General features: G+C 57.3%; 18 protein-coding genes and 1 pseudogene. 7 read left to right on the forward strand and 12 right to left on the reverse strand.

Annotated elements, in window-relative coordinates; translation table 11 throughout:
• Nucleotides 1–4: 4 nt before the first annotated feature.
• The 4 genes and pseudogenes from AC4ICF_RS12300 to AC4ICF_RS12315 form a co-directional block, all read right to left on the reverse strand.
• A pseudogene (locus AC4ICF_RS12300) lies at nt 5–2268 on the reverse strand (NtaA/DmoA family FMN-dependent monooxygenase).
• A gap of 16 nt (nt 2269–2284) precedes the next feature.
• On the reverse strand, nt 2285–3406 hold the full coding sequence (locus AC4ICF_RS12305; RefSeq protein ID WP_116339649.1) for an amidohydrolase: 1122 nt from the start codon (nt 3404–3406) through the stop codon (nt 2285–2287).
• Nucleotides 3403–4404 (reverse strand): LLM class flavin-dependent oxidoreductase, encoded by a 1002-nt coding sequence (locus AC4ICF_RS12310; RefSeq protein WP_192982109.1) that lies wholly within the window; start codon nt 4402–4404, stop codon nt 3403–3405. Before AC4ICF_RS12310 ends, AC4ICF_RS12305 begins: the two co-directional genes overlap by 4 nt.
• Before the next feature lie 110 nt (nt 4405–4514).
• A complete protein-coding gene (locus tag AC4ICF_RS12315) occupies nt 4515–5054 on the reverse strand; it encodes an AAA family ATPase (RefSeq protein ID WP_116339645.1) in 540 nt (179 codons plus the stop codon).
• 417 nt (nt 5055–5471) lie between these two features.
• On the opposite strand from AC4ICF_RS12315, the gene ansP reads away from it, so the two are divergent.
• Nucleotides 5472–6968 (forward strand): L-asparagine permease, encoded by a 1497-nt coding sequence (gene ansP / locus AC4ICF_RS12320; RefSeq protein ID WP_032640809.1) that lies wholly within the window; start codon nt 5472–5474, stop codon nt 6966–6968.
• 50 nt (nt 6969–7018) lie between these two features.
• Here ansP and yncE read toward each other — a convergent pair whose 3' ends face one another.
• A complete protein-coding gene (gene yncE, locus AC4ICF_RS12325) occupies nt 7019–8080 on the reverse strand; it encodes a 7-bladed beta-propeller protein YncE (protein WP_163329574.1) in 1062 nt (353 codons plus the stop codon).
• A 242-nt stretch (nt 8081–8322) separates the two neighbouring features.
• Between yncE and pqqU the strand changes: the two genes are divergently transcribed.
• On the forward strand, nt 8323–10437 hold the full coding sequence (gene pqqU / locus AC4ICF_RS12330; protein ID WP_316379227.1) for a TonB-dependent receptor PqqU: 2115 nt from the start codon (nt 8323–8325) through the stop codon (nt 10435–10437).
• 119 nt (nt 10438–10556) lie between these two features.
• Here pqqU and AC4ICF_RS12335 read toward each other — a convergent pair whose 3' ends face one another.
• The 3 genes from AC4ICF_RS12335 to AC4ICF_RS12345 all read right to left on the reverse strand — a co-directional run bounded on the left by AC4ICF_RS12335 (nt 10557) and on the right by AC4ICF_RS12345 (nt 13161).
• Complete coding sequence (locus AC4ICF_RS12335) at nt 10557–11225, reverse strand: GntR family transcriptional regulator (protein WP_116339639.1); 669 nt, start codon at nt 11223–11225, stop codon at nt 10557–10559.
• A gap of 254 nt (nt 11226–11479) precedes the next feature.
• The gene (gene curA, locus AC4ICF_RS12340; RefSeq protein WP_163329576.1) at nt 11480–12520 is read right to left on the reverse strand and encodes an NADPH-dependent curcumin/dihydrocurcumin reductase; all 1041 of its coding nucleotides are present in this window, start codon (nt 12518–12520) and stop codon (nt 11480–11482) included.
• Between the two features lie 65 nt (nt 12521–12585).
• Complete coding sequence (locus AC4ICF_RS12345; protein ID WP_116339635.1) at nt 12586–13161, reverse strand: helix-turn-helix domain-containing protein; 576 nt, start codon at nt 13159–13161, stop codon at nt 12586–12588.
• A 148-nt stretch (nt 13162–13309) separates the two neighbouring features.
• On the opposite strand from AC4ICF_RS12345, the gene AC4ICF_RS12350 reads away from it, so the two are divergent.
• Both AC4ICF_RS12350 and AC4ICF_RS12355 read left to right on the forward strand, forming a co-directional pair.
• Nucleotides 13310–13828: a GNAT family N-acetyltransferase gene (locus tag AC4ICF_RS12350; RefSeq protein ID WP_316379229.1), complete on the forward strand. Its 519-nt coding sequence runs from the start codon at nt 13310–13312 to the stop codon at nt 13826–13828.
• A complete protein-coding gene (locus tag AC4ICF_RS12355) occupies nt 13825–14274 on the forward strand; it encodes a DMT family transporter (RefSeq protein WP_192982093.1) in 450 nt (149 codons plus the stop codon). Before AC4ICF_RS12350 ends, AC4ICF_RS12355 begins: the two co-directional genes overlap by 4 nt.
• Before the next feature lie 3 nt (nt 14275–14277).
• Here the strand turns inward: AC4ICF_RS12355 and AC4ICF_RS12360 are convergent, their stop codons facing one another.
• Together AC4ICF_RS12360 and AC4ICF_RS12365 are read right to left on the reverse strand one after the other, a co-directional pair.
• Complete coding sequence (locus AC4ICF_RS12360; RefSeq protein ID WP_116339629.1) at nt 14278–14511, reverse strand: YdcY family protein; 234 nt, start codon at nt 14509–14511, stop codon at nt 14278–14280.
• Between the two features lie 95 nt (nt 14512–14606).
• Nucleotides 14607–16205, reverse strand: coding sequence for an ABC transporter substrate-binding protein (locus tag AC4ICF_RS12365; RefSeq protein WP_316379230.1), 1599 nt, complete (start codon nt 16203–16205; stop codon nt 14607–14609).
• A gap of 283 nt (nt 16206–16488) precedes the next feature.
• Between AC4ICF_RS12365 and AC4ICF_RS12370 the strand changes: the two genes are divergently transcribed.
• Genes AC4ICF_RS12370 through AC4ICF_RS12380 form a run of 3 tightly spaced genes read left to right on the forward strand, consistent with a single transcriptional unit; the run spans nt 16489 to nt 22986 of the window.
• Complete coding sequence (locus AC4ICF_RS12370; RefSeq protein ID WP_316379231.1) at nt 16489–17829, forward strand: SrfA family protein; 1341 nt, start codon at nt 16489–16491, stop codon at nt 17827–17829.
• 4 nt (nt 17830–17833) lie between these two features.
• The gene (locus AC4ICF_RS12375) at nt 17834–20815 is read left to right on the forward strand and encodes a virulence factor SrfB (RefSeq protein ID WP_439209808.1); all 2982 of its coding nucleotides are present in this window, start codon (nt 17834–17836) and stop codon (nt 20813–20815) included.
• The gene (locus AC4ICF_RS12380; RefSeq protein ID WP_316379233.1) at nt 20812–22986 is read left to right on the forward strand and encodes a virulence factor SrfC family protein; all 2175 of its coding nucleotides are present in this window, start codon (nt 20812–20814) and stop codon (nt 22984–22986) included. Before AC4ICF_RS12375 ends, AC4ICF_RS12380 begins: the two co-directional genes overlap by 4 nt.
• 71 nt (nt 22987–23057) lie before the next feature.
• Here the strand turns inward: AC4ICF_RS12380 and AC4ICF_RS12385 are convergent, their stop codons facing one another.
• Entirely contained in the window at nt 23058–23813 is a 756-nt protein-coding gene (locus AC4ICF_RS12385; RefSeq protein ID WP_316379234.1) for an alpha/beta fold hydrolase, read from the reverse strand.
• Between the two features lie 86 nt (nt 23814–23899).
• The gene (locus AC4ICF_RS12390) at nt 23900–24073 is read right to left on the reverse strand and encodes a GhoT/OrtT family toxin (RefSeq protein ID WP_013096478.1); all 174 of its coding nucleotides are present in this window, start codon (nt 24071–24073) and stop codon (nt 23900–23902) included.
• Between the last annotated feature and the right edge of the window lie 10 nt (nt 24074–24083).

Consider the following 24083-nt stretch of genomic DNA (forward strand, 5'->3'; position numbering starts at 1 on the left):
CTCCTTAATCGCCCAGGCCAGCCGGGTTGACTTCTGACTGAGGAATGCGCTCAACGCCTTCCCCCCAGCGGTTGAGCACTTTGTCGTAATCGCCGTTTTTGATGACGCCGTTCAGCGCGGTTTGCACCGGCTCAACCAGCCCGCTGCCTTTTTTCAGCGTCACCGCGATGTGCGCCGCCTTAGGCCAGCCGCCGTCGACGCTACCCACCAGTTTGGTTTTCCCGTTCAGTGCCGCTTTCCAGGCACCAATCACGTTCGGGCCAAAGTAGGCATCCGCGCGCCCGGACTGCAGCGCCAGCGTTTGTGCCGCGTCGTCTTTGGTGTAGATCGGGGTAAAGGGCTTCAGTCCCTTCTTCAGGTTTTCGGCATTCCACGCCAGCAGGATGGCCTCCTGGTTGGTGCCGGAACCGACGATAATCCGCAGCCCGGCAATGTCCTCCGCTTTCTGAAGCGATTTGATCGGGCTGGTCGATTTCACGTAGAAACCGAGGGAGTCCTTACGGTAGGTGGCAAAATCAAACTTCTCTTTGCGCGCTTTGGTGACGGTAATGTTGCTGATGGCCGCATCGTATTTCCCCGATGCCACCCCCAGCGGCCAGTCTTCCCACGAGGTCGGCACCACGTTCAGCTCCAGCCCGAGGCTATCGGCCACCAGACGGGCGACGTCAACCTCGCTGCCGAGCAGCGTTTTGTTGTCGTCGGAAAATACCGTCAGCGGCGGTTGATTAAGGCCCGCCACCGCCACGGTAAATTTCCCCGGCACGGCAAAGCGATAATCTTTCGGGAGTTGCGCCACCGCCTCGCTGTTTTTGGCGGTGTTGATCGGCGTTTTGTTGGCCTCGATGCTCACGCCAGTGCCGTTAATATTCACATTCTCTGCCCAGACGGCAGGGGTAAAGGCCAGCGCGAGCGCCAGAATAAGCGATGTTTTCTGCATAGCGGTGTTCTCTTTTATTGTTGTGTGAACTGGTTTTTTGGTTGGTCTAAGCCCAGGCTCTCGCGCAGCGTGGTGCCCGGATAGTCGGTGCGGAACAGGCCACGGGCCTGCAGAACAGGTACAACCTGGTCAACAAAGCGCGGGAAGGTGTCCGGCGTACCGCCCTGAATGATGAAGCCGTCTGCGGCATAACCTTCAAACCAGGCCTGCAAACCGTCAGCCACCTCCTCCGGCGTGCCGGAAAAGCGCGGGCGCGGCGAAGCGGCTTCAAGCGCCACCTGACGCAGGGTTAAGCTGCGCTCGCGGGCATTACGCTTAATTTCATCGGTAGTGCTGCGGAAGCTGTTTTTGCCTAAGTCGCCGATATCCGGGAACGGCTCGTCGAGCGGATACTGGCTGAAATCGTGATGTTCAAAATAGCGTCCGAGGTAGTTGAGGGCATCGTTAATCGATACCAGCGCCGCCGTGGTTTGATACTGGTTTTCCACGTCATCGGCATCTTTCCCCACTATGACGCTGACGCCCTGGAAAATATGTAGATCTGACGCGCGGCGGCCGTTCGTTTCCAGCTGCTGCTTCACGTCGCGATAAAACGCTTTCGCTTCTTCGAAGGTTTCGTGATGGGTAAAAATGGCGTCAGCATGTTTCGCCGCCAGTTTTTTACCGTCGTCCGACGCGCCCGCCTGAAAGACAATCGGTCGCCCTTGTGGCGTACGACCAATATTCAGCGGCCCGGCGACCTGGAAGAAATCCCCGTGGTGATCCAGGGTATGCAATTTTGCCGAATCAAAGAATTGACCGCTCTCTTTATTGCGCACAAAGGCGTCGCCCTCCCAGGAATCCCACAGCCCTTTCACCACGTCGAGATACTCATCGGCAATGCGGTAGCGCAGCGCATGCTCGGGGTGTTTTTCGCGGGAAAAGTTCTTTGCTGACCCTTCCAGCGGGGAAGTCACCACGTTCCAGCCCGCTCGGCCGTTGCTCAGGTGATCGAGGCTGGCGAACTGGCGCGCCGTGGTAAAGGGTTCGCTGTAGGATGTGGATAAGGTTCCCACCAGCCCCAGGCGTGAAGTGATGCTTGCCAGCGCGGAGAGTACCGTTAACGGTTCAAAGCGGTTTAAAAAGTGCGGAATAGATTTCTCATTTATATAGAGGCCGTCGGCAACGAACAAAAAATCGAGTTTGCCCTCCTCCGCTTTTAATGCCGTTTCTTTTACGAAATTAAAATTAATACTGGCATCGGCGACGGCCTCAGGGTGACGCCAGGCAGACATATTTCCGGACGCACCATGCAAAATGGTCCCGAGCCGCAGTTGACGATGTGCAGACATATTTACCTCTCCAGAATTAAACGTGTTGCAGCGCTTTTTCCGCAAGCTGTGCAAAATAGCGGGCAGCGGGCTCAATTAATGCTTCGTCCGGATTAAATGCCGGATGGTGTAAACCAAACGGGCTATTACTGCCGATGCTGACAAACGCCCCGGGAATAGACTGCAGATAAACCGCGAAATCTTCTCCGCCCATATGCAGTTCCGCGTGCCGGGTTTCGTACCCCGCCTCGCGGGCAACCGAGGTGGCAAAATCGGCCCAGCGCTCGTCGTTCACCAGCGCGGTGGGTCCGGCATACCAGGTAATATCAATCTGTGCGCTGAAGGCGCTGGCAAACCCGGCGGCGATTTCGCCCACGCGGGCCTTCACGTTCTGCTGCACCTCCGTGCGGTGGGTGCGCAGCGTGCCTTCAAGCTCGACGCTTTCCGGCAGCACGTTCCAGGTATTGCCGCCAGCAATGCGCGTCACGCTCAGCACCACTGAATCCAGCGTATTGACGTTGCGGCTGGCGACGCTTTGTAGCGCCGTTACAAGCTGGCTCGCCAGCACAATGGCGTCGTTGCCTTCGTGCGGGCGCGCGGCGTGTGCGCCTTTGCCGGTGATGCGGATCACGAAGCGGTCGACGTTGGCATAGAACGGTCCGCCGCGGGTGGCGAACTCACCGACCGGCAGGCCGGGCTCATTGTGCATGCCGAAAATCGCGCTGACGTCACGCAGGGCACCGGCCCGCACCATGCTCTTCGCCCCGCCAAAGTTCTCTTCGGCAGGCTGGAAGAGGATACGCACCCGGCCGTTGAGCGAGGCTTCACGCTCTTTTAGCTTTAACGCGGCGCCGAGGATCACGCTGGTATGGATATCGTGTCCGCAGGCGTGCATCACGCCTGCACGCTGCGAGCTAAACGGCACGCCGCTGCGCTCCTCAATCGGTAGAGCATCAATATCTGCCCGCAGCGCAATCAGTTTGTTGCCCGAGCCGATTTCTGCCACCAGCCCGGTCGACAGGTCGTAAGGCTGTGGGGTAATCCCGGCATTCGTCAGCCACTGGCGCAGGCGTGCCGTGGTTTCCACTTCCTGACCGGACAGCTCAGGGTTCTGGTGCAGCTCGCGGCGCCAGGCTATCAGCTGTTCGCTAAAGCTCATACGGTGACCTCCCTGTTAAGACGCGCCTCGGCAAGCAGACGCAGCGACGCGACGCGCGTTGCTCCCTCCGCGACAGGCGTGTCGATGATGAATTCGTCAATGCCCCACAGCTGGTGCAGCGCGTTGAGCTGCTCCAGCACCGACTCAGCCGTGCCCGCCAGCAGCGACTGGGCCCGACGGGCAATGCGAACCGGCTCGCTTCCCGCCTGACGCGCAAAGGCGTAGGCCTGCTCTTCGCTGGCCACGGTGACACGCTGGCCATTTTCCAGCTCAACGCCCCACACTTCGACCTTTTGCGCCAGCGCGTCTGCCTCGGCCTGCGTCGGCGCAACAATCGCCTGTACCGCCACAATCACCTCCCGCGCGCTGTTCTTACGCCAGGTCGTTACCACGTCGCGCAGCAGTTCCGGGTCACCGTTGAGATGTGCGGCAAAGACGAAGTGCCAGTTGAGCGAGGCGGCAAGCAGCGCGCTTTCGATGCTGGCGCCCAGCAAAAAGCCCTGAGCAGGAACCGGTGGCAGCGGCGTGGCGCGAACGGCTTCATCGGCAGACTGACGTTCAGGACGGATCCAGCGATCGAGCTGGGCCAGCTGTTCGGCAAAGCTGCCTTTTTCCTGTTGATGCAGACCCTGCTGCAGCACGCGGGTCGAGAGCGGTAGCCCGCCGGGGGCTTTTCCGACGCCGAGATCCACGCGACCGGGCGCCAGCGCGGCCAGCAGGTTGAAATTCTCGGCTACCTTATAGGGGCTGTAGTGCTGGAGCATCACGCCGCCGGAACCGACGCGGATGCGCGTGGTTTGCCCAAGGATCCAGGCAATCAGCAGTTCCGGCGAGGGGCTGGCAAGGTGTGGCGTGTTGTGATGCTCGGCAATCCAGAAGCGGTGATAGCCCAGACTTTCTGCCTGCTGCGCCAGCGTCAGGGTGCGCGCCAGTGCATCGGCTGCCGTTTCGTTTTCAGCGATGGGGCTTTTGTCAAGAATGCTGATTCGCCATGACATGTTGCGTTCTCGTTTGACTTAACATGTCGACATTATTAAAGGCGTATTTCACCACAGAGAAACAATTAATTTACATTTGGTTTGCCGGAAATCAGATATACATGACCCTGCTAAGGGTGTGATTTCAGCGATGAAATCAGCGCATCCGCCTCCTGACGACGGGTGATTCGGACAAACTTGATATGGCTGTACTGCGGGTTTTTCATGTCGGCTTCGTAGCGTTCGCGGTTGCTGCGCCAGGTTTTAATTGTCCAGATGATGATGGACTCCCGGCTGAAAAATGAGCGGCGAAAGCTTTCACGGTTTCCGGTGCCGGGCCAAAGCTCCTGCTGGTGCCATGCGCGTGTGAACGCGCGCGTGACCGCCTGCCAGAGCGTACGGGTAAACCCGATGTCCACCCACACGACCACATCTACATCACGCCACTTCACCGGGCGCGTGCGATTGTAGTTGCCGTCAAGCACCCAGCCGGGCGTGGCAGCGAGCGTATCCGCCAGCGTATTTAGCAGCACTTCATCCGGTGTGCCCTGCCAGTCAGGGCGCCAGTACAACCTGTCCATCTCAATATACGGGAGCGACAGCTCCGTCGCGATGCGTCTGGCAAGCGTACTTTTTCCACTTCCGCTGGTACCGATAATATTGATTTTCACCGTTCCGCCCGATCGTGCTGAAGAAAAGGGATCGCATCATATCGTTTTAGTTTTGTTAATGAAACGCCAGCGAAGCGCCACCTCCTGGCGCTCTACCTCAACGTAATTATTAAGGGTTTCTGATGATTAAAGCAGCACTTCACTGTTTGTTTTGTCTAAAAACTCACCACGATTCAGCGCGTTGTAATCCTTGTCTGCTCTGACCACACGATTTCCTTCGACGTGCATCACTTTCGGCACGGTTATATTTTGCGTCGCTTATGAATTGCAGGTAGGATGCCTCGCCATGTTTCGCCTTATCCATACGCAGAATGACTGGGAAGGCGGCATGTGTTTGCGCAGAAGCAATCGTTTGTATTGCTTTCTGCCAGGCAGGACTATCACGATAATGGTTCAGACAGGCAAACAGGTAACTCAATGAAAACAAGCAATAAAAGCGCAGCCGATCATCATGCTGCGAAACGTCGCTGGTTGAACTCCCACGAAGAGGGCTACCACAAAGCGATGGGCAACCGTCAGGTTCAAATGATCGCCATCGGCGGCGCTATCGGTACGGGTCTGTTTTTAGGTGCTGGCGCACGTCTGCAGATGGCGGGCCCGGCTCTCGCACTGGTTTATCTGGTGTGCGGGATCTTCTCCTTCTTCATTCTTCGCGCGCTGGGTGAACTGGTACTGCATCGCCCCTCCAGCGGAAGCTTCGTCTCTTACGCCCGAGAATTCCTCGGTGAAAAAGCGGCCTACGTTGCCGGCTGGATGTACTTCGTCAACTGGGCGATGACCGGTATTGTTGATATCACCGCTGTTGCGCTGTATATGCACTACTGGGGCGCGTTCGGTGACGTGCCGCAGTGGGTCTTTGCCCTTGGCGCGCTGGCCATTGTCGGCACCATGAACATGATCGGCGTGAAGTGGTTCGCCGAGATGGAGTTCTGGTTTGCGCTGGTAAAAGTGCTCGCCATTGTGATTTTCCTGGTGGTCGGTACGGTCTTCCTCGGCAGCGGCAAGCCGCTGGATGGCAATGCCACCGGTTTCCACCTGATAACCGATAACGGCGGATTCTTCCCGCACGGCCTGCTGCCTGCGCTGGTTCTGGTTCAGGGCGTGGTGTTTGCCTTTGCGTCTATCGAGCTGGTCGGTACCGCAGCGGGTGAATGTAAAGACCCGCAAACCATGGTGCCAAAAGCCATTAACAGCGTGATCTGGCGTATCGGTCTGTTCTACGTCGGTTCCGTGGTGCTGCTGGTTCTGCTGCTGCCGTGGAACGCCTATCAGGCCGGTCAGAGCCCGTTTGTGACCTTCTTCTCTAAGCTCGGCGTGCCTTACGTGGGCAGCATCATGAACATCGTTGTGCTGACGGCGGCGCTCTCCAGCCTGAACTCCGGCCTTTACTCTACAGGACGTATCCTGCGCTCCATGTCCATGGGCGGTTCCGCGCCGAAGTTCATGTCGAAAATGAGCAAGCAGCACGTACCGTACGCCGGCATTCTGGCTACGCTGGTGGTGTACGTCTTCGGGGTGTTCCTGAACTACCTGGTGCCGTCTCAGGTCTTCGAGATCGTGCTGAACGTGGCCGCACTCGGGATTATCGCCTCCTGGGGCTTCATCGTGGTCTGCCAGATGCGTCTGCGTAAAGCCATTAAAGAAGGCAAAGCCGCTGACGTCAGCTTTAAGCTGCCGGGCGCCCCGGTGACCTCCTGGCTCACCCTGCTCTTCCTGTTCAGCGTGCTGGTTCTGATGGCGTTCGACTACCCGAACGGTACCTACACCATCGCCACCATCCCGCTGCTGGCCGTGCTGCTGATCGCTGGCTGGTTTGGCGTGCGTAAGCGCGTTCACGAAATTCACAGCACCGCGCCGGTTCATCCAGATGATGAAAAACACGACGCGCCGCTGGTGGAAGAGACCTCGCGTTAAGCACCAATTAAGCATTAAAAAGGGAAGGCATCTGCCTTCCCTTTTTTATATCACAGCGCGATACGCACCACGTCGTCAGGCTGGGTCGCTTCCTGCTGACGGGTAGATTTCTGCTTCACCGTCACGTAGAGCGTTTTGCCATCCGCCGATAGCGCCAGGCTGTTCGGGTAGACCGGCGTATCGAACGTTTTCGTTACTTTGTAGGTTTTCGCGTCAATCACGCTCACCTTACCGGCCTCACGATGCGTCACGTAGGCTTCATTGCGAGCCGGGTTAAACAGGACCGCCAGGGACTCCGGCGCGGCGATTTTCTCGATCACACTGCCGTCTTTCAGGCTCACCACCAGCACTTCCGGTTGTTTTGAATCGGTCAGGAACGCGCGCTGGCCGGCGGTGTCGAGGCTCAGGTTCAGGTAGAAGTGCTCTTTACCGTCGTCCTGCACTTTTTTACGGCTCAGGATTTTATTGGTGGCGGTATCAATGGTGACGAGTTCGCCGTCAGCATTGGTGGTATACAGGCGTTTCGCTTTAGCATCCAGCGCCAGACCGGTGCTGTATGTGCCGGTATTGGCAATGGTCTCTTTCAGCTTCAGCGTTGCGCCATCCACGACCCAAATCACGCTCTCTTTGCCGACACCGGTGATGTAAATCGTGTTGCTCGCATCATCTGCCACCAACTGGCGCGGCTGCAGCGGCTTGACGGTTTCACTGCGCTGACGGCTATCAAGCACCAAACGCCCTTTCACGTCGCCCGTTTTCGCATCAATGGCCGTCACCGCGCCGTTGATCGTGTTACCCAGCCACAGGGTTTGCGTCGCGCCGTCGAGGGTGGCGCCAAACGGTTTGAGATCGCTGTGAATGGCCTGCGTCACCTCCAGCGTGGCAGGATCGAGGCGGTAGATAACGCCACCCTTGTCGAGTTTACGGCTTTGCGACGTCGCAACCCACAGGGCGTTCTCCTGCTGGCTGACCGCCATTTCATAGGCACCTTTACCCACCGCTTTACGCAGCATCTCTTCGGCGGCATGCGCCTGGAAGGTTCCGGCAAACAGTAAAGCGGCAGACAGCAGAGACGTACTCAGGCGTGGCGAGCACAGATGGCGTAAAGACATAACAATTCCTTTTTTGAAAAGAGGGGTTTCCGCTGACATCACTTCCGGCAGGCAACGTCATGGCATCGCCTTTTGATAATGAGAATAGTAATCATTAATGAGCTGAATGTGGAGTTTTTCTTTTCCGTATTGCCTTTCATTAACGCAATGTGCGGTTATAGTTTTCAAAACATTTACAAAACCTTTAACATGTATGGACATGTTCCATTTGGTTCGTTTATACATCACAACCGGTTTTACTCATGAAAATCATATCTGCCCGTAAGGCATCTCTCCCGCTGCTGCTGGTTCCCGTTGTTTTTGCACCTCTGAGTGCAATGAGCGCCGAGGAACAGACCATGATCGTCAGCGCCGCGCCGCAAACCGTATCAGAGCTTGATACCCCGGCGGCGGTCAGCGTCGTGAATGGCGATGATATGCGCCACGCCGCGCCACGCATTAATCTCTCCGAATCGCTTGGCAGCGTTCCGGGACTACAGATTCAGAACCGTCAGAACTATGCTCAGGATCTCCAGCTTTCGATGCGCGGGTTTGGCGCCCGCTCAACGTTTGGCGTGCGTGGCATCCGCATGTATGTCGACGGTATTCCTGCCACCATGCCGGACGGACAGGGCCAGACCTCCAACATCGATCTCTCCAGCATTGACAGCGTTGAGGTGCTGCGCGGCCCCTTCTCTGCCCTGTACGGCAACGCCTCTGGCGGCGTGATTAACATCAACACCCAGACCGGACAGCAGCCGCCAACCATTGAAGCCAGCAGCTATTACGGCAGTTACGGGACATGGCGCTACGGCATGAAAGCCACCGGCGCGATGGGTGACGGCACCCACGCGGGGGATGTGGATTACACCGTATCCACCACCCGCTTCACCACCAAAGGCTACCGCGACCACAGCGGCGCGCGGAAGAATCTCGCTAACGCCAAACTGGGCGTACGCATTGACGACGCCAGCAAGCTGACGCTGGTTTTCAACAGCGTGGATATGAAGGCCAACGATCCGGGCGGGCTGAGCTATCAGGAGTGGCAGGATAACCCGCGTCAGTCCCCGCGCGGCGATCAGTACAACACGCGCAAGACCATCAAGCAGACCCAGGCGGGGCTGCGCTATGACCGACAGCTTAGTGCTCAGGACGATCTCAGCGTGATGATGTACGCCGGCGAGCGTGAAATGACGCAGTACCAGTCGATTCCCTACCAGCCGCAGCTGAGGCCTTCTCACTCCGGCGGCGTGATCGATATGCAGCGTCACTATCAGGGGGTTGATACCCGCTGGACGCACCGCGGCGAGCTGCTGGTGCCGGTCACCTTCACCACCGGTCTGAACTATGAAAACATGAGTGAAGACCGCCGTGGGTACGAGAACTTCGTGATGAACAACGGGGTGCCGGACTACGGCGTGAAAGGTGATAAACGCCGGAACGAACGTAACCTGATGTGGAACGTTGACCCTTACCTGCAGACCCGCTGGCAGCTGACGCAGAAACTCTCCGTCGATGCGGGCGTGCGTTACAGCTCGGTCTGGTTTGATTCCAACGACCATTACGTTACACCGGGCAACGGCGACGACAGCGGTGATGCGAGCTATCACAAGTGGCTCCCGGCGGGCGCCGTGAAGTATGCGGTGACGGACGCATGGAACCTCTACGCTGCCGCAGGACGTGGATTCGAAACGCCAACCATCAACGAGCTCTCCTATCGCGCCGATAACCAGGGCGGCCTGAACATTGGCCTGAAGCCGTCCACCAACAACACGTATGAGGTGGGCAGCAAAACCCGCATCGGCAATGGCCTGCTGACGGCAGCGCTGTTCCGCACCGATACGGATGACGAGATCGTGGTGGATGCCAGCGCTGGCGGCCGGACAAGCTATAAAAATGCCGGGAAAACCCGTCGTCAGGGAGTCGAAGTGTCTCTCGATCAGCAGTTTGCTGAAAACTGGAAGCTGAAAATGGCGTGGACCTATCTGGACGCCACCTACCGCACCAACGTCTGCGGCGACGCAGACTGTAACGGCAACCGCATGCCGGGCATTGCCCGCAATATGGGCTACGCGTCATTTGGCTGGCAGCCTGAAGAAGGCTGGTACGCGGGCTCGGACGTGCGCTACATGAGCGATATCATGGCCGACGACGAGAACACGGCGAAAGCGCCGTCGTACACGGTGGTCGGGCTGAATACCGGGTACAAATTCAATTATGGTAACTGGGGGATGGACGTCTTTGGCCGCGTAGATAACCTGTTCGACAAAGAGTACGTCGGCTCAGTTATTGTTAATGAATCCAACGGGCGGTATTACGAGCCCGCGCCGGGCCGCAACTACGGCGTAGGGCTGTCTGTCTCTTATCGATTCGAGTAAGAAATAAGTAAAGTTTATTTTATAAAGAAAATAACGCTCCTGATGGCAATATGCCATCAGGAGTTATTCACCATATAAATAATTGGATAGCGTATATAGTCGCTCTGTTAAATAATCTCTCAGTTAAAATATTGTCGCTGTAAAAGCGTATTCGCTTCATCAATCAACTTTTCTATTGCCTTCTGGCTGGCGTCGACATCCCGGCGTTCCAGGGCTGAAAGCAACTCGTCATAGTGATACGTCGCTTCTTTAATGTCATTAAGCTCCTGGTGCAGATAGTTAATGCACGGCCCGATGCGCACCCAAAGCTGTTCAATTAACGCATTAAGCGTGGGCATTTCCGCGTACTGGTAAAGCGTAAAGCGGAAAACGCGATTCGCATGCAGTGCCTGCTGCACGTTTCCGTTGCGCATGGCCTCATGAAACGCTTCCGACAATTTGCGCAACGTCTCCAGCTTTTGTTCAGACATATTCTGGCAGGCTGCGGCAACCGCCATGGGCTCAAGTTGCTTGCGAATAGCGTTGATTTCGTTATAACGGTCCAGCGTGACCTCCGGCACCAGAAATGCCTGTGCTGGCGTGGCATGTAATGCCCCTGCTGACACCAGACGCAGCAGCGCCTCGCGTACTGGGGTAATGCTGGTTCCTAATTTATCGGCGATCTCTTTCGTAATCAGTCGTGCACCAGGTTTAAGGGAGCCCGTAATTAACGCTCCTTTCAAACTGAGTTCAACTTGCATGGTAAGACTGATCCTTTGGGCTTTTTCTAAGTGATCCAAATCAAGCATGTTCAATTCCTGTAGCTAAAACTTAATGCTATTTATAAACGTCTGTTTTAATAAAACGACGCTGGTCCGATATATCCTGTATCGTCATGCCTGGTGGTGGGAAGTACGTAAAACAGCCAAAAATGCAAAATGTGTTTTTTTATCGGTTTCGGGCTCATCCGGGATGATGGCGCGAAAAGCCATGTCCGTTAATTAAAGACAATATATCGTATCTTCACAAATAAATATGGCGGGAAACCCCGCCATAGTGCTGTTTATTTATTGTCACCCGCGACGTGAATCACGACTTTGCCGAAGTTTTTTCCTTCCAGCAGGCCAATCAGCGCCTCAGGCGCGTTCTCCAGCCCGTCCGTCACCTGTTCACGATAGTGAATTTTGCCCTCCTGCACCCAGCGCCCCATCGCTTCCTGAAACTCATGAATGCGGTGACCGTAGTCCTGGGCGATGATAAAGCCCTGCATCCGAATGCGTTTCTTCAGAATGGTGCCCATCAGAAGCGGCAAACGGTCCGGCCCATCAGGCAGGCCCGTTGCATTGTAACCGCTCACCAGGCCACACACCGGCACGCGCGCGGAGGTATTCAGCAGCGGCAGCACGGCGTCAAACACTTTCCCACCGACGTTTTCAAAATAGACATCAATGCCTTTCGGGCAGGCGCGTTTCAGCTGCTCAGCGAAATCCGCCGCGTGGTGATCCAGACACTCGTCAAACCCGAGAACCTCTACGGCGTGGCGGCACTTTTCTGCCCCACCGGCTACGCCAACCACCCGGCAGCCTTTAATTTTGCCAATCTGCCCAACGGTCGCGCCCACAGGGCCCGTCGCCGCGGCCACCACCAGCGTTTCGCCCGCTTTAGGCTGCCCGATATCCAGCAATCCCATATAGGCGGTAAAACCCGGCATCCCAAGAATGCCCAGCGCCCAGGAAGGATGTGACGGATTTTCGCCCAGCTTCACCAGGCCGCTGCCGTCTGACAGTTCGTACTCCTGCCAGCCGCTGTAGCCCAGCACCCACTCCCCGGCTTTGAAGTCGGGATGATTTGACTGCTCAACGCGGCTAACCGTTCCCCCCACCATCACCGCACCAATCTCCACCGGCGGAGAATAGGATGGCGCATCGCTCATGCGCCCCCGCATGTAAGGATCCAGCGAAAGCCAGACGGTGCGAAGCACCAGCTGCCCCGCCTGAGGTGCAGGAACAGGCTGCTCTTCCAGACGAAAATTCTCCACCACCGGCGCACCCTGTGGACGAGAGGCCAGCACCCAGCGGCGATTTTGCGAAACAGATTGATTCATCAGGAACTCCTTCTGGTACAAATGTCATTACAGCCTGGCTCACGATCGGCATTATCGCCTTAACATTACGAGGCAGACTGGTTAAGCCGGACCACAAGATAGATACAGGTTTCATTGGTTTCGTTGATGAAACGGCAGTCGTTTGGCGGCCCCAGCTCCAGACAGTCTCCGGCCTTCATCTCGTGGCGGGTATCGCCCTCCTGGAATACCAGCTCGCCGGACTGCAGCCAGATCAGCTGACGCGCCAGCGCGTAGGACGACGCCGGCATCGGGACGTCGCTCCCCGCTGGCAGTTCAATCTGGACGAGGTCGATAGGCAGATCGGTACGCGGGGAAACGTGGCGACGAAGATAGTGCGTTTGGGGATCGCGCCAGACGGGCTGGTTTGCCAGTCGCAGGAGTTTTCCCTCCTGCATCTCGGCTCTGGCAATCAACGTTGACATGCTGATCCCAAACGCGCCGGACAGGCGTGCCAGAAGGGTTGCCGTCGGGCTACTGTCTCCACGCTCTATTTTGTGGATCATGGCGCGAGAAACGCCTGCCCGCTCAGCCAGCTCGCTCAGAGACCATCCGCGAGACTCGCGTTCAAGGCGAATTCTGGCGCTAATGCGTTGATTCATTGTGTCTGTTATTGTGCTCATGACGTCATACTATAGTGTATGGACGGCATTTCAATGGGGTTCTAATAACAAAAAAACAGGCTTTATGACGTAGCGCTCTTAGGAAGCAGTTGTGTAATATCGTATCTATAACGTAATACTATAGTGAACAACACACAGAGGGTTAATCATGATCGTTCGTCATGCCTGCAAGGAAGATTGCGCCGCGATAGGAGAGATCTACAACCACGCGGTACTGCATACTGCCGCAATCTGGAACGATAAAACCGTCGATACCGATAACCGAATCGCGTGGTTTGAGGCCCGCACGCTTGCGGGTTACCCGGTTCTGGTCAGTGAAGAAGACGGTGTTATCACCGGCTACGCCTCTTTTGGCGACTGGCGCGCCTTCGACGGCTTCCGTCATACGGTTGAGCACTCGGTCTACGTCCACCCGGCCCATCAGGGCAAAGGGATTGGCCGCACACTGATGAAGGCGCTGATTAAGGAGGCTCGCATCATCGGCAAACACGTGATGGTGGCCGGCATTGAGGCGCAAAATAAGGCCTCAATTCACCTCCACGAAACGCTCGGTTTTGTCACCACGGGGCAGATGCCTCAGGTGGGCACCAAGTTTGGCCGCTGGCTGGACTTAACCTTTATGCAGCTTCAGCTGGACGAGCGCAGCGATCCGGACGCTATCCCATGAATCAGTCACTGACGCTGGCGTTTCTGGTGGCGGCGGGGATCGGTCTGGTGGTGCAAAACACCTTAATGGTGCGTATCACCCAGTCCTCCTCCACCATTCTTATCGCGATGCTGCTGAACTCCCTGGTCGGTATTGTGCTGTTTGTCAGTATTCTGCTGCTGAAGCAGGGCGTCGCCGGATTCAGCGAGCTGGCCGCAACGATTCGCTGGTGGACGCTGATCCCGGGGCTGTTGGGGTCGTTTTTTGTATTTGCCAGCATTAGCGGCTACCAGAACGTGGGCGCGGCGACGACCATCGCCGTGCTGGTGGCAAGCCAGCTCATAGGCGGGCTGGTTCTGGACGTACTGAGGAGCCACGGCGTTCCGCTGCGCGCCCTGATCGGCCCGGCGTGCGGCGCGGTGATGCTGGTCGTGGGGGCCTGGCTGGTGGCGCGACGCCAGTTTTGATCGTTACAGTATGGTGCCGCCTTTGGTCAGCTGTTCTTCACGCGCGTCCATCTCCTCCTTATGCTGCTTGCCGTGGTGTGAAATCGCGGTACGCAGACGCTGCTGCTGGGTGTAGCGATCTTCACGGCTGAGATCGGCATCATCGCTCAGTTCAATCAGCAGTTCATTCATGTGGGTAATCACGCTCTCTTCAATGGCGGCATCCACACGGGCGGTAACTTCATTTAAATGTGACATTGTCACTCCTTGTTAATTGCCGGGTGGCGGCTACGCCTTACCCGGCCTACAGGGGAACCGTAGGCCCGGTAAGCGCAGCGCCACCGGGCAACAAACTAGTTCAGCTTCGCTTTGGAGAAATCGCTGCCCATCAGGCTCACGCTGTATCCGGTCACGTTGCTGCGGGTCGCGTAAAACGTTTTGCCGTTTGCCAGCGCGATCCACGGCGCCTGCTGGTAGAAGATCTCCTGCGCCTGGCCGTACAGTTTCGCACGCTCGGCCGGATCGCTGGTCAACTTCGCTTTTTGCACCAGAGCATCATAACCCTTATCGCACCAGCGCGCGGCGTTTGATCCGGTTTTAATGCTGTTGCAGCCCAGCAGCACGTCGGCGAAGTTGTCCGGGTCGCCGTTATCGGACATCCAGCCAAACAGCGCGGAATCATGTTCGCCTTTACGCATGCCGGAGAGATATTCCCCCCACTCGTAAGAGACAATTTTGGCCTTCACGCCGACTTTCGCCCAGTCGCTCTGGATCATCTCCGCGATACGACGCGAGTTAGGGTTATACGGACGCTGAACCGGCATTGACCACAGCGTGACTTCCGCCCCCTTCTCCAGACCCGCCTGCTTCAGCAGCGCTTTCGCTTTTTCAGGATCGTAGCCGTAGTCCTTCAGGTCTTTATTAAAGCCCAGCATATTTGGCGGGATCGGCGATTTGGCCACCGTGCCAGATCCCATAAAGACCGCATTAACGATAGCCTTCTTGTCGGTCGCGTAGTTCAGCGCCTGGCGCACCAGCACGTTATCGAACGGCTTTTTCTCGGTGTTAAACGCCAGATAGCCGACGTTCAGGGCATCGACCGAGTGCAGCGTCAGGTCTTTGTTCTTTTTAATCACGTCAAACTGGACCGGAGACGGCGCAGGAATAATCTGGCATTCGTTGGTCTGCAATTTCGCCAGGCGGGTTTCCACGTTTGGTGTGATGGAGAAGATAAGATGTTTGGTCGGCACCTCGCCATCCCAGTAGTTTGGGTTAGCGACGTAGCGGATCAGCGAGTCTACCTTGTACTGCTGCAGCACATAAGGCCCGGTACCAATTGGCCAGGTGTCCACATTCTCCGGCGTGCCTTTTTTCAGCATCGCATCGGCGTATTCGGCGGAAAGAATCGAGGCGAAATCCATCCCCCAGTCGGCCAGAAATGCGGCGTTTGGTTCACTCAGGGTGAACTGGACGTGGTAATCATCAACCTTTTTAACGTCCTGAATCAGCTTATCGAGCCCAACGTCGTTAAAGTATTCGTAGTTGCCCTGCGAGACATTGTGGTACGGATGCTTAGGGTCTTTCTGACGCATCACAGAGAAAATAACGTCATCGGCGTTAAAGTCGCGGGTTGGCTTGAAGTATTTGTTGCTGTTGAACTTCACCCCTTTGCGCAGGGTAAACGTATAGGTCTTGCCGTCCGGTGAAATCGTCCAGGATTCCGCCAGAGACGGGACCGGGGTATTTTTCACCGGGTCGAAATTGATCAGGCGGTTGTACAGCACCTGAGAGCTGGCGACAAAAGACGGGCCGGAGCTGGCGATTTGCGGGTTGAACGACTCGGGGGAGGCTTCCGAGCAGTAGATAAGGGTGTCGTTGTTTGCCGCCCATGCGGCACCGGCTGGTAAAAGAGCGCTCAGCGCAAGGGCGAGCAGTGTTTTCCCTGTAGACATGGTTATAACCCTGACAGTTTTATTATATAGGTCAGTAATAACAGCACAGCCGTTATGACCTGGCAAATAACGAAACACTATCAGGTTATTCTAAAGCCGCGTTTTTTGCTGATTTAACCGTCAGCGCACAAAACCGTGATTTGCCTTAAGGGCCATTATTCGTCAAGCACAACCGTCATTTTCTATGCCGCAAGAAATCGGCCCTTTTAGCGTCTCTTCCTCCGTTTGGTTGCTTCCTCATTTCGTTAAAGTAACGGTGTGAAGAAGTATATGGGATCAAATCGTGGCAAAAACTCTTTTACGCAGCGGTAATCTGGATGATTTTCAGGCCGTTGGCGGCGGCGGACAGGCCGTTTTTGAATCAGCGTTACAAATCCGGGAAGCGCTCCGGTTGCGCAAACAGCAGGCCATTGTGGACTGTCTGGCTATTCCTCAGATCAACGACAGCGGTGACCGCGTGGACTGGTATTCTCCTGTTGAAGGGAGCGTAACCAGCTGGAAAGCGGCCGATGAAGATGACCGCTATCGCGCCCTGCGCTATCTGGAAAATACGCTCGCCAGCGTGGAGTCGTTAAGTAAGAAATGCCTACAGTCGCCTAAAACCGCGCAGCAGCTTTTTGGTTCTCTGCTGTCGAAGGCGTTTCAGTTCCCGGGTGAAAACTTCCTCTTCCTGGTAGACGGAAAGCCGGTCATCAGCTTCTGGGGGTTTGTAAACCTGAACGAAAATGCGCGCGACGATGTCCTCGACTGCCTGCGCGAATCGCTGATCCCCGAGCCCGCGCCCGTTGTGATTGAAGATCCCGAGCCGGAGCCTGAGCCCCAACCCGTTATTACCTTTGAAAAAGCAGACGAGCCGCTGGTAGCCCCTGTCGCCTCCGTGCGCATTACGCCGGAAGAACTGTATGAGCCGGAGCCCGCGCCGGTTGTTGCGCAACCTGCTCAGGAACCTGCGCCTGTTGCCGTCACGAAAAAGCGCCGCGTCCCCTTGTGGACGCTGCCGGTTGCCGCCGTGATTGTGGCAGCCGTTGCCGCGCCGCTGCTGTGGCCAAAACAGGGCCCTTCGGCAGAGCCCGTCCCTGCACCGGCTCCAGAACCCGTGGCTATTGCACCACAGCCGATTAAAGCGGTGGAGCCGCTGGCCATGAATTTACCGCTGCATCAGGCTGAGGTCGTAGCAAGTAAAGAAAAAGAACCCGCTCCTGCGCCTGAAGCCGCGCCGGTGGTGATTGTTCCAATCCCGAAAGATGCCATGGTGATGGAAGCCAGTCAGGTGAAAGCCGGGTCAACGCGCTTCCTGAACGGTACCTGGCGAGCGGTTCTCGACGTGAAAGATCCGGTCACCGGCAAGCCGCCGTCCATGCGCTATCAAATCCAGAACAATAAAGGTTTCGCCCGCATCGTGCACGGCGACAACGTTGTCTGCCGCGCGGAGATCTTCTCCGGGCTGCACAGCAATGGAGAGCTGATGATTAAGAGTCGCGGCACCGCCCGCTGCACCGACGGTTCCCGCTACCCGATGCCGGAAGTCGCCTGTAAAGCCGGGGCCAGCGATATCGCAGAATGTCGCGCGCGTTATGATGCCAACACCGTCGTTCCACTGACGTTCAAGAAAGCAGGTGCCTGATCCTATGCTGGTAAATCTTTGCGACTATAAACAAAGCGTCACGCTTATTGCCAACAGCGGCGTGCAGTTCCTGGATTTCGGTCTGACGCCACAGGACACCGCCAGCAACGGACGCTTCGTACGTAAAACCGCGAACGGCCCCCTTTTGCGACTCGATTTCGACCTGGTGAACGGGCGCTATACCCTGCCGGGGACGAACGGCGGGCAGCCTGAAGTGGTTAAGCCGGAAACGACGATCCCGCTGCATCAGTCCCTTGCCGTGCTTGACGGCGTCTGGCTTCCCGTTCCCTTCCTGCGCTTTAACCCGCCGCGGACCTTTGTGGAAGGACCGGATAACTGGGCGCGCGTTCAGGTGCGCAAGCTCGATAAACCCGACACGGCAGGCAACACGCACCGCGTCACCCTCGCGCTCGACAGCCAGATCGCGGAACATGCCACCTCCGCCCTCTCCCCGGTTGAAAACGATATTCTGAACGGAACCCGCTTTGCGCTGGCCTGGCGGGATAATGAGGTTGAAAGCTTCCTCGACCAGACCTGGATTGACGGCTGGCTGCGCGAGGCGTTTACCCAGTATGCCGACGGCGTTGAAAACCGCTCTGAACGAGACCTGCATCAGGCAATGCGCAGTTTTGAATATCAGGCCCACTGGCTCAACCTGCTGACCATGCTCGGTGAACAGCTCACCGTGCCAGAAGTGAAATTTGTCACCCATACGCTCAGCACGCCTGCCATTCCGGTCGACCTGATCCTCGACGTGGGCAACACCCATACCTGCGGCGTGATTATTGAAGACCACGGTGATGCAAACGATGGGCTTCGGCAGACCGCCGAGCTGCAGGTTCGTTCGTTAAGCGAGCCGCAGTTCCTCAACGAGCCCCTGTTCACCAGCCGTCTTGAGTTCTCCGAAGCGCGCTTTGGCAAACAGCACTTCTCGGTGGAAAGCGGTCGCGAAGATGCGTTTGTCTGGCCGTCGATTGTTCGCGTGGGTGATGAAGCCCGCAAGCTGGCGATGCAGCGTCTGGGAACCGAAGGTAACAGCGGCATCTCCAGCCCGCGTCGCTACCTGTGGGATGAAACACCGGTCGTGCAGGACTGGCGCTTTAGCCAGATGAACGGCAAAACCCAGCGTGAACCGCTCGCCACGGCGTTTCCGCTGATGAACCTGATGAACGATGACGGTGAACCGCTGTTTACGCTACCGCAGGACGAACGGCTGCCGGTCTTTTCGCCGCAGTACAGCCGCAGCACGCTGATGACGCACATGCTGTGCGAGCTGCTGGCGCAGGCGCTGGGTCAGATCAACAGCGTCGCCACGCGCCTGCGGCTGGGCTTCCCGGCCTCGCCGCGCCAGCTGCGCACGCTGGTACTGACCCTGCCCTCGGCTATGCCGAAGCAGGAGCGCGAGATTTTCCGTCGCCGCATGTTTGAAGCCATTGCCATCGTCTGGAAAGCGATGGGCTGGCACCCGCAGGATGAAGATTTTGCCACCCGCAAGCAGCAGGAAAAAAGCGTGGTGCCGGTCCCTGAGATCCAGATGGAGTGGGATGAAGCCAGCTGCGGTCAGCTGGTCTGGCTGTATAACGAAGCGATCTCCCGTTTTGGCGGCCAGACGGAAGCCTTTTTCGCCTCCCTCGCCCGCACGGATCGTGAACCCGAGCCGGGGGTGCAGCCGGGCCGCGCTTTACGCGTCGCCTCTATCGACATCGGCGGGGGCACCACGGATATGGCGATCACCCACTACCAGCTTGATGACGGCTCCGGTAATAACGTCAAAATTACCCCGCAGCTGCTGTTCCGCGAAGGGTTTAAAGTGGCGGGCGACGATACCCTGCTGGACGTGATTCAGCGCTATGTCCTGCCCGCCCTGCAAACGCAGCTGCAGAAATCCGGCATTGCGGACGCCTCGCTGCTGATGGCGTCGCTGTTCGGCGACTCCGGACGTATTGATACCCAGGCGGTATTGCGCCAGCAAACGGCGCTTCAGCTCTTTATGCCAATTGGCCACGCCATTCTTTCTGCGTGGGAAGCCAGCGACGTTGACGATCCGCTGGCGGGCCTGCATGCCACCTTCGGCGATCTGTTGCCGCAGAAGCCGACCCGCAACGTGATGAATTATCTCCAGCAGGCGATCGATCATGCCCTGCCGGCGGGCTCAGAAGCCTTCGACCTGTTCGCTGTGCCGCTGCACGTGAATTTCCGCGAAATGCAGGATGCAATGCTGGCCGGTCAGTTTACGCTGACCTCGCCGCTCCACGCTGTGTGTGAAGCGATTTCCCATTACAGCTGCGATATTCTGCTGATCACCGGGCGTCCAGGCTGCCTGCCGGGCGTTCAGGCGCTGATTCGTCACCTGCAGCCGGTGCCGGTTAATCGCATCGTCTGGCTGGATAAATACCAGGTGCACGAGTGGTATCCGTTCAGCCAGCAGGGGCGCATAGGCAACCCGAAATCGACCGCCGCGGTGGGGGCCATGCTCTGCAGTCTGGCGCTCGATTTGCGTCTGCCGCGCTTCAACTTCAAAGCCGCTGACATTGGCGCGTATTCCACCGTTCGTTATCTCGGCGTGCTGGATAATACCGTCAATACCCTGCGCGAGGAAAACGTCTGGTATCAGGATATCGACCTGGATAAGCCGGGCGCGAAGCTCGACGCGTGTCTGCACTTCCCGCTGCGCGGCAACGTCACCCTCGGCTTCCGCCAGCTGGCAAACGCGCGCTGGCCCGCTACGCCGCTTTATACGCTCAGCATCAACTCGGCTGAGCTGGCAAAAGCGATTGCCGGCGACGGCGTGTTGAACGTGCGGCTTAAGCTCTGCGGCGGCAGCAAGCAGGAGGGCCCGGAGGCCTTCGAGCTGAGCGATGCCTGGCTACAGGACGGCACGCCGGTAGCGCCTGACGCGTTAACCTTCAAACTGAATACTCTGGCCGATCGCCGACACAGCGGCAGCCACTATTGGATCGACAGCGGGAGCGTATACCTGAAATGACAGCGACGACGACCACCACTCAGGCCTTAATTGGGTGGATTAACGAGACGCGCCTGAACGCCCCTGTGCTGGATAACGATGCTGACGCCCTGCTTGCTCGCATCAACGCGGCGCAGGCGCGGGAGCAGGCCATTGAACGCGCCCTGACCCGCCGTAGCAGCATTGGGCTTTACGGTCATTCTCAGAGCGCCAAAGCACACCTGCTGCTGTCGCTGTGCGGCAGCGGTAACGGGCGCCTGAACGTGACGCCGGGCCAGCGCACCTTTGACTATTTTTCGCATATCAATCCGGGACATGCCCTGACCAACATGGCCGTGCGCTTCACCCGCGACATCCCGGAGGTAGCGGATGAGGCGTTTCCGCTACGTCTGAGCCTCGTCACCGAGGCCGAACTGGTACAGCTGTTTATTGCCCGCACGACGCTGCACCCGCAGATGCGCGCGGTGGATAAAGCGGTCATTGAGACGCGTCTGGAGAAATGGCGCGGCCTGCGCCAGCCGCAGGGCGTGCCCGGCATCACCGCTCAGGAAGTGGGTGCGATTGCCCGCTTCTGGCAAAGCACCGTACCCGCCGCAAAACAGCAAATTGACGATGCCCTGTGGCATGAATTTGCCCAACTGGTGCCATCGCTCGATCTCAGCACCCGCGCCAGCGTCTGGTCGCTGCTGTGGGGCGAGCAACAGGAGTTAACCCAGCAGTGGCTGAAGCTTGCCCACGTGCTGCATCAGACCAGCCATGTTGGTGAGCTGGCTGCGCCGCTGAGCCTGCTGGTGGACAGCTTTGGCCTGCCCGGCGAAGGCTTCCTGACGCACGGCACCTTAACCCAGCAGGAGTCTCAGGAGACGCTGCTGCATCCGCTGAACAACGGTGAAATGCTCAACGCCATCAGCATCCCGGTCGACGTGCTTGCTTTCCTGACCCGCGAGCTGGCCTTGCCGGTTGAGAACGGTGCGCTGGATAATGTTGATATCATTGATATTCCGGTCTTTGAAGACCACAGTGCCGATCCTTTAGTACAGGCTAAATGCCAGTGGTTGCTTGAACATTACCGCCAGCAGCTCCAGCCGGATGTGTTGGTGATCTGCAATGCGACGGCGCAGCACGAGCAGACTGCCCAAAAAGCAAAAGTGTTAACTAACTGGGTAAAAGAGACCCAGCCTGCCGAGGAGTCTGCCCTGCCGGGTCTGGTGTGGGCGATCACCCCGCATGACGCTCGCTTCACCACCCGACAGAATCTCGATGAAGCCGTACAGCATCTGCTTGGCAAGCCAGGCCTGCGCTGGGGAACACTGCAGGCGCTGGACAGCCACAGCATGCAGCGCGTCATTGAGTGGTTGTCTCAGGCGACGCTATCCGCACAGCGGCAGAAGCGTCTCGGCACGCTGAAAAACCTGCTGCGGCAGGAGATCGCGTCGCTGATGCAAAGCTACCTGGCGCCGCTGGTTGAGGAACCGGGTACGCGACGCGCTCAGGCCGAAAACATGGTGCGCACGCTGCAAAGCAGCGCTGCCCGTCACGGCGAGCTGCTTGAGGGCCTGCTCCCGCCGCTGAAAGCCTTTGAAACGCTGCTCGCCGTTCAGCAGCCGCGCGAGGAGCAGGTGAACGGACTGTTTACGGACACCATCGATCTGTTCGCCGATAACGCCCAGGAAAGCGCAGGACGGTTCCAGACAAAAGACAACGCGCGTCTGGCGCACAAAGTATGGATAAATCATCTGCGCCAGTGGAGCCGCAATGAAGCTACGGCCGCCCGTCTTGGGCTGGAGCCTGCGGTACTGCAGCAAATCGCGGATGTACTGGTGGTAACCAGCTATCGGCTTAATCTGCCGCAACAGCTTCAGCGAATTGTTGAAGCGGATAAAAGCAGCGCGGCGCAGCTGCACGCCGTGATGGGGAATTTCGTTGGCTGGCTGGGTTACGACCAGTCACCTGCAGCAGAGCGCCCCGCAAGCCGCATCCGCAAAGGTCAGGCAATCTTTGTTACGCCCGTCGTCAGCAGTGCCGCACCGCGCCTGACGCGCCTGGGGGAACAGCCGGTCCATGCGGCCACCGCGTACGTTTACGACTGGCTGGTCGCACTCTATAGCCGGGCAATAGAGAACATTGATTATCAGCATCCGCATGATGTTCAGCCTGACGCACGTCGGGCACTACGGACTTTAATCATGTAACCGCCTTTTTTGCCGGGTGGCGCTGCGCTTACCCGGCCAACATTCCGCAACGATAATAAACTGCACAATAATCACGCCGCCATACACTCGGCTAACGTCTGCGCCAGTGCGGACGGGTTTTCCCACGACATGGAATGCCCCGCCGCAGGGATAATTTTTACCTCAACGCCCTTCTGCTTCAGATTGTCCACATCATCATCCGGCAGTGAGAGTTCACCGAAAATCAACGTCACCGGGCAAGGCAGCGACAAAAATTGATTTTCCCAGTCCGGCTCAACGCCCGCCACCAGGCTCGATGCGCCCCGCCAGACGGCATATGACGCGTTACTCTTCAGGCACCCTGCCCACGCGGTGGTTTCTGCGCCGAGCATGGCGTTATAGCCCTGTTCCAGAAACTGTTGTTCAGTTTGCGCTGCAATAGATCGGCTGAACATGCCCCCGCCCGCATGAAAATTGGGCTCTGACACCATCAACCCCTTTATGCGTGCTGCCAGCAGCCCTGCCGTTTCGATAGCAATGCTGCCGCCCATGCTGTGGCCATATAGCCAAAAGGCATCCAGCTGAAGATGGTCAATCAGTTCCGCCACAACGCGTGCCTGGTCGGTGGTTTTATAGCTGTAATGGTCAGGTTTATCGCTGTAACCGCTGCCGGGCAAATCGATGAGAATCGCTCTGCGCGCGCCAAACAGCGGGTCACAAACGACGCGGGGGTATTCATAGGAAGAGGCGCAGCCCAATCCGTGGATGAAGACTACGGGATCGCCAGAGCCGGGCAAATCATGCCAGCGCACGGTGCAACCCGCATGCTGCGAGTAAAAACTGTTCATAAGCACTCCTTTTACGATGCACTGTTTATTTATACAGTCATCATAACCGGAATGCCATATTCATCGTTTAAAAATGGAAGGATGCTTCAGAAAAGCGAGACCAGCAGCGCAACGGGGAAACTCATCGGCCAGGTCGACCCTACCAGAAACGCGCTAAGCAGGCGAATGCGCTTGCGATCTTTAGAAAGGAACCAGGTAATTAATGCGCAGATGGAAGCCATGATTGCGTAAAAAACTAACATCTTTTGATACAACGTCATTCTGTATACC

The organism is Enterobacter sp. ECC_219_Taxon_10 (assembly GCF_058354905.1).